This window comes from Gammaproteobacteria bacterium (assembly GCA_011375345.1).
Classification (GTDB): Bacteria; Pseudomonadota; Gammaproteobacteria; order DRLM01; family DRLM01; genus DRLM01.
In genome coordinates this window covers 1-5,948 of sequence record DRLM01000086.1, presented here as the reverse complement: position 1 = coordinate 5,948, position 5,948 = coordinate 1, and the positions used below count along the sequence as shown (strand labels likewise).

The window sequence follows — 5,948 nt, the reverse complement described above, 5'->3', positions numbered from 1 at the left end:
TTGTTTTTCAGGATGCGCCGAGTCTAGGCTAGAATTCGACGGGCTGTCAAGTCGGTTATTCGTGGGGTTTTTATTCTAATTCATAGGCTTACAAATGGAATGCCCACACTTTTAGTGGTGCCGATGGCCGGAGTCGAACCGGCACGGCTTGCGCCACCGCCCCCTCAAGACGGCGTGTCTACCAATTCCACCACATCGGCTTGTGTCAAACGCGATGACAACACAAAAAGGCGCGAAACACCAGTGCTATCGCGGCTTGCCCGGCTCGGCGGGAGGTGTTTCCCCGGAAGACGGCGGCGCAGGCACGTCATTGCCTGCCGCCTCCGCCGCGGGAGGCGCCTCGAGAGGCACCACCGGCACATCCTCCGGCACCTCCGGCGCAGGCGCTGCCGGAGCGGCCCCTTCGGTCACAGCCGGCGCGGAAGAGGTGACACTCTCCGTCACGCTGACCGGAACCTCGGGATTGACCGCCAAAAATGCCAGACCGAGACTGGTCAGAAAAAATGTCGTCGCCAAACCCGCGGTTACACGGGTCAGGAAAGATGCGGAACCCTGGCTACCAAACACGGTGCTCGACGCACCACTGCCAAAAGCCGCCCCCATTTCGGCGCCCTTGCCACGCTGCAACAATACCAGCACGATAAGCGCCGCCGCGACGGCGACATGAACAACCAGCAATAGAGTATGCATAGGGGCCTCTTGAAATGTTTAGCCGGCGGCGCGGCAGATCGCCGCGAACTGTTCCGCGTCCAGGGAGGCGCCGCCCACCAGTCCACCGTCTATATCCGGCATGGCAAACAACTCAGCGGCATTACCCGCTTTCACACTGCCGCCATAGAGGATTTGGATCTTGGCGGCGATCCCGCTGTCGCGTGCTGCGATACGCTCACGTATGCAGGCGTGAACCGCTTGGGCCTGCTCCGGCGTCGCCGTACGGCCGGTGCCTATGGCCCACACCGGCTCGTAGGCAATAACGGCCTGACCCAAAGCGGCCACGCCGCCTTCGCGATCCAATAATGCGTCCAGCTGCCTGGCCACCACCGCCTCGGTGGCGCCGGCTTCGCGCTCGTTCAGCATTTCACCCACACACATGATCGGCGTCAGACCAGCGGCTTGGGCCACCAGGACTTTTTCCGCCACCAGCGCATCATCCTCACCGTAATACTGACGGCGCTCAGAATGGCCGACGATGACGTAGCGGCAAGCCAGGTCGGCCAGCATGGCGCCGGACACCTCTCCGGTGTAGGCCCCTTCCCCCGGCCGGACACACAGGTTCTGGGCGCCCAGCGCGACTGCAACCCCGCTGAGCATGTCCTTCACCTGCTGCAAATAGACAAAAGGCGGACACACCGCCACCTGGGCCGAACCCAGACCGGGCTGCGATTTAATCCCTTCAACCAGCGCATGAATGCTGGCTGAGTTGCCGTGCATCTTCCAGTTTCCCGCCACAAACGCCTGGCGCATCACATTCCCCAAATTATTATTGGTGTCAAAAAATAGCCAGGAATCTTATCCCACAGGAGACACAGAAATCAACGTGACCGTGGGGCCCCAATGTGAAAGCCCCGGTGAGTAAACTGGGGGTACCCGGCGGACCGGTGATGCCCCGCGCTCATTGGAAACGATCGGATGAGAACCGGCTATCCGCTTCTGGCGGCCGCCTGCCGCACCGCCTCGGCCAAATCGTTGGCCAGCTGCTCCACCTGGGCACCATCGACGCCTTCCACCATCACCCGGATCAACGGCTCGGTGCCCGAGGGGCGCAGCAGCAAGCGTCCGCTGTCTCCCAGGGTGGCCTCGGCGTCGCGACAGGCACGCTGAACTTCGCTGCTGGCGTGGGGGTCGAAGGGTGCTTCCATCCGTACGTTGACCATGGTTTGAGGATATTTGCTCATCCCCGTTTTCAGCTCATTCAAGCTGCGGCCGCTCTGAATGATTTCCGCCAACACCTGCAGGGCTGACACAATGCCGTCACCTGTGCTGGTGCGGTCCAGGCAGATGATATGGCCGGAGGACTCCCCACCCAGGGACCAACCCTCCGCCTGCAGCTTTTCCATGATATGCCGGTCACCCACCGGCACCCTTTCAAAGGGGACACCGTGTTTTTTCAGCGCCTGCTCCAGACCCAGATTGCTCATGACTGTGCCGACCACCGCGCCGCGCAAGGCGTGCTGGCGCAGGCGGGACAGGGCGATGATGAACAGTATTTCATCGCCGTCGACCACCTCACCCCTGCTGTCCACGAAAACGACGCGGTCGCCGTCGCCGTCGAAGGCCACGCCCAAGTCCGCCCGGTGCTCCAGCACGGCCATCTGTGTGGCGCGGGGATAGGTGGAACCGTAGTCGCGGTTGATGTTGAGACCATCCGGTTCCACACCGATATCGACCACCTCGGCGCCCAGTTCCCGAAACACATTGGGGGCCACGTGATAGGTGGCGCCGTGGGCGCAATCGACCACGATTTTCAAGCCACGAAAGTCCATGGCGGACGGAATGGTGCTTTTGCAAAACTCGATGTAACGTCCCCGGGCATCGGTGACGCGTTCGGCTTTGCCCAATCCCGCCGAATCCACCGTCACCATGGGCTCATCGAGCATGGCCTCGATGGCCAGCTCCATCTCGTCGGGGAGTTTGCTGCCTTCACCGGAAAAAAACTTGATGCCGTTGTCGTAGTACGGATTGTGAGAGGCGCTGATGACGATGCCCGCCTGGGCGTGAAAGGTGCGGGTCAGATAGGCAATCCCCGGGGTGGGCATGGGCCCAAGCAAATGAATATCCACCCCGGCCGCGGACAAACCGGCCTGCAGTGAAGATTCAAACATATAGCCGGAAATGCGCGTATCCTTGCCGATCAGCACCTTGCGGTGACTCTCGCCGCTCACCGCACCACACAGCACCCGGCCCACCGCCCAGCCCAGTTTGAGCACGAATTCAGCGTTGATGGGGTGTTCACCCACGCGCCCGCGAATGCCGTCGGTTCCAAAATAGCGCTTGGAGGCTCCCGCCATGTCAGTCATTCTCCCGCTTGCACCGGCTCGGCGTTGCCGGCGTGTTGAACTGCCGCCACCATGGTCAGCGCCTGCACGGTGGCCGCCACATCATGCGCCCGCACAATCACCGCCCCGTGCGCCACCGCCCATACGGCGAGCGCAATACTACCATAGAGGCGTTGCGTCACCGGAACCTTCAGCACCGCACCGATGGTTGACTTGCGGGATACACCAATGAGCAACGGCGCGCCCAACGCGGCAAAACGGTCCAGATGTTTCATGAGGCAAAGGTTGTGCGCAACGGTTTTCCCGAATCCAAAACCCGGATCCAGCAGCAAACGATCAGGGGAAAACCCTGCTTCCACACATGTCTGAAGGCGTTCCGACAAGAAACACGCCACATCGTCTACCACATCCCTGTAATGGGGCCGGGTTTGCATGACCCGCGGTTCACCCTGCATGTGCATGAGACAAACAGGAACGTCCAGCTCCAGGGCGGCGGCCAGCGCCCCCTCACCGCGCAGGGCCCGGACGTCGTTGATCATGGCGGCGCCGGCGGCAACAGCGGCGCGCATCACCTCCGGCTTGCTGGTGTCCACGGACACCACGACGTCAGGCAAAACCCTGTGCAGCGCCTCGATCACGGGCACAACCCGGTCCCGCTCCTCCTGAACAGACACCGGCCTGGCGCCAGGACGCGTGGATTCGCCCCCAACGTCAATTATCGCCGCCCCCTCCTGCGCCATCCGGCAGGCATGCGCAAGGGCAGCGCTTTGGTCCACAAAGCGTCCCCCATCTGAGAAGGAATCCGGTGTGACATTCAGCACCCCCATGACCTGGGGACGGCTGAGATCAAGAGTCAGACCGGCGCAATTGAGCCTCAGACGATTCATGACGCAAACAGTTTATCGGGAATGGTGCGCCGCAAACAGCGCCAGAGAAGTCGGATACAGAAAAGTCGGATGAAAAAACGCCCCGCGATGCAGGGCGTCTGACCGGGAGGCAGCGACCGTCAGTGCTGGCTGGCCGGACCGCCTATGGCACCGTCGGATTGTTCATCCTTTCTTTTGCCTTCGCCGGATGTTGCCGTGCCGGACGGCGGCTCATTGGAGCCGGTGCCCCATTCTTTGGGCGGGCGCGGATCACGGCCTTCCATGATGTCTTTGATTTGATCGCTGTCTATGGTTTCGTATTTAATCAGGGCATCGGCCATCATATGCAGCCTGTCCATTTTATCGGTCAGTATTTTCTTCGCCCGCTCGTAGTTGCGGTCCACTATGTGCCGCACCTCCTGGTCGATGGCCTTGGCGGTTTCATCTGACAGGCTCTTGTGCTGGGTCACCGAATGCCCCAGAAACACCTCACCCTCTTCCTCACCGTAGGCCAACGGGCCGAGCCGCTCCGACAGACCCCATTTGGTGACCATGTTGCGGGCAATCTCCGTGGCCCGCTGTATGTCATTGGAGGCACCGGTGGTCACCATGTCCATACCGAAGATCAATTCCTCGGCGATACGCCCACCCATCATGCTGGAAATCTGGCTTTCCAAGCGCTGCTTGCTGTAGCTGTAGCGATCCTCCTCCGGCAGGAACATGGTCACACCCAAAGCGCGGCCACGGGGAATGATCGTCACTTTGTGCACCGGGTCATGGGACGGCACGGACAAGCCCACAATGGCGTGGCCGGCCTCGTGGTAAGCGGTGAGTTTTTTCTCTTCATCGCTCATCACCATGGACCGGCGCTCGGCGCCCATCATGATTTTGTCTTTCGCCTTTTCGAAGTCCAGCATGTCCACCACGCGCTTGTCAGCCCGGGCGGCAAACAAGGCGGCTTCGTTCACCAGATTGGCCAGATCCGCCCCGGAAAAACCCGGGGTGCCACGGGCAATGATATTGGGATTGACGTCGTCACCCACCGGTACTTTGCGCATGTGAACTTTCAGAATCTGCTCACGGCCGCGCACATCGGGCAGGGGCACCACCACCTGGCGGTCGAAGCGGCCCGGCCGCAACAAAGCGGGATCGAGCACGTCAGGACGGTTGGTGGCAGCGATGACGATGATACCTTCCGAGCCCTCGAAGCCGTCCATCTCCACCAGCAACTGGTTCAGGGTCTGCTCGCGCTCATCGTGGCCACCGCCCAGACCAGCACCCCGATGACGGCCCACCGCATCGATTTCATCGATGAAGATAATGCAGGGTGCGTGCTTTTTGGCCTGCTCGAACATGTCGCGCACCCGGGCGGCACCGACACCGACAAACATCTCCACGAAATCCGAACCGGAAATGGAAAAGAAAGGCACTTTGGCTTCCCCGGCAATGGCTTTGGCCAGCAGAGTTTTACCCGTACCGGGCGAGCCCACCATCAACACACCGCGGGGGATTTTGCCCCCCAGGTTCTGGAATTTGCTGGGATCGCGCAGGAACTCCACCAGTTCGCCCACTTCTTCCTTGGCTTCTTCGACACCCGCCACGTCCTGGAAGGTGACCTTGACCTGGTCCTCACCGTGCAAACGCGCCTTGCTGCGACCGAAAGACATGGCGCCGCGACCACCGCCTCCGCCTTGCATCTGCCGCATGAAGAAAATCCACACTGCGATCAGGAGCAGCATGGGAAACCAGGAAATGAACATTTGCATCAGCAGGCTCTGCTGCTGCTGGGGACGGGCCTTGATCAACACGCCGCGCTCCAGTAATTCGTCCACCAAACGGGGATCACCCGGACTGTAGGTAAGAAAAGTTTCGCCGCCTACGCGCTCGCCATGTATCGTGCGTCCTTCAATCAACACCTCTTTGACGCCGCCTTGACGGACTTCCGTAATGAAGTCGGAATACGCCAACTGTTTGGCCGCCACCTGGGGTGGCCCAAAGCTGTTGAACACGGACATCAGGACGATAGCGATAACCACCCACAGGATCAGATTTTTGGCCATATCGCTCAAGGTTCTTACCTCTTTGC

At 60.8% G+C, this 5,948-nt stretch carries 5 protein-coding genes and 1 tRNA gene; all 6 read right to left on the bottom strand.

Going from position 1 to position 5,948, the window contains the following annotated elements; all coding sequences use genetic code 11:
- Positions 1-115 precede the first annotated feature (115 nt).
- Positions 116-200, bottom strand: a tRNA-Leu gene (locus tag ENJ19_06395).
- A 46-nt stretch (positions 201-246) separates the two neighbouring features.
- Positions 247-690: a preprotein translocase subunit SecG gene (gene secG / locus ENJ19_06390; protein HHM05357.1), complete on the bottom strand. Its 444-nt coding sequence runs from the start codon at positions 688-690 to the stop codon at positions 247-249.
- Positions 691-708: 18 nt separating this feature from the next.
- Positions 709-1,464: a triose-phosphate isomerase gene (locus ENJ19_06385; protein HHM05356.1), complete on the bottom strand. Its 756-nt coding sequence runs from the start codon at positions 1,462-1,464 to the stop codon at positions 709-711.
- A gap of 176 nt (positions 1,465-1,640) precedes the next feature.
- Complete coding sequence (locus ENJ19_06380; protein HHM05355.1) at positions 1,641-3,017, bottom strand: phosphoglucosamine mutase; 1,377 nt, start codon at positions 3,015-3,017, stop codon at positions 1,641-1,643.
- Entirely contained in the window at positions 3,014-3,823 is an 810-nt protein-coding gene (gene folP, locus ENJ19_06375) for a dihydropteroate synthase (protein ID HHM05354.1), read from the bottom strand. Before folP ends, ENJ19_06380 begins: the two co-directional genes overlap by 4 nt.
- Before the next feature lie 179 nt (positions 3,824-4,002).
- A complete protein-coding gene (ftsH, locus tag ENJ19_06370; GenBank protein HHM05353.1) occupies positions 4,003-5,931 on the bottom strand; it encodes an ATP-dependent zinc metalloprotease FtsH in 1,929 nt (642 codons plus the stop codon).
- Positions 5,932-5,948 lie beyond the last annotated feature (17 nt).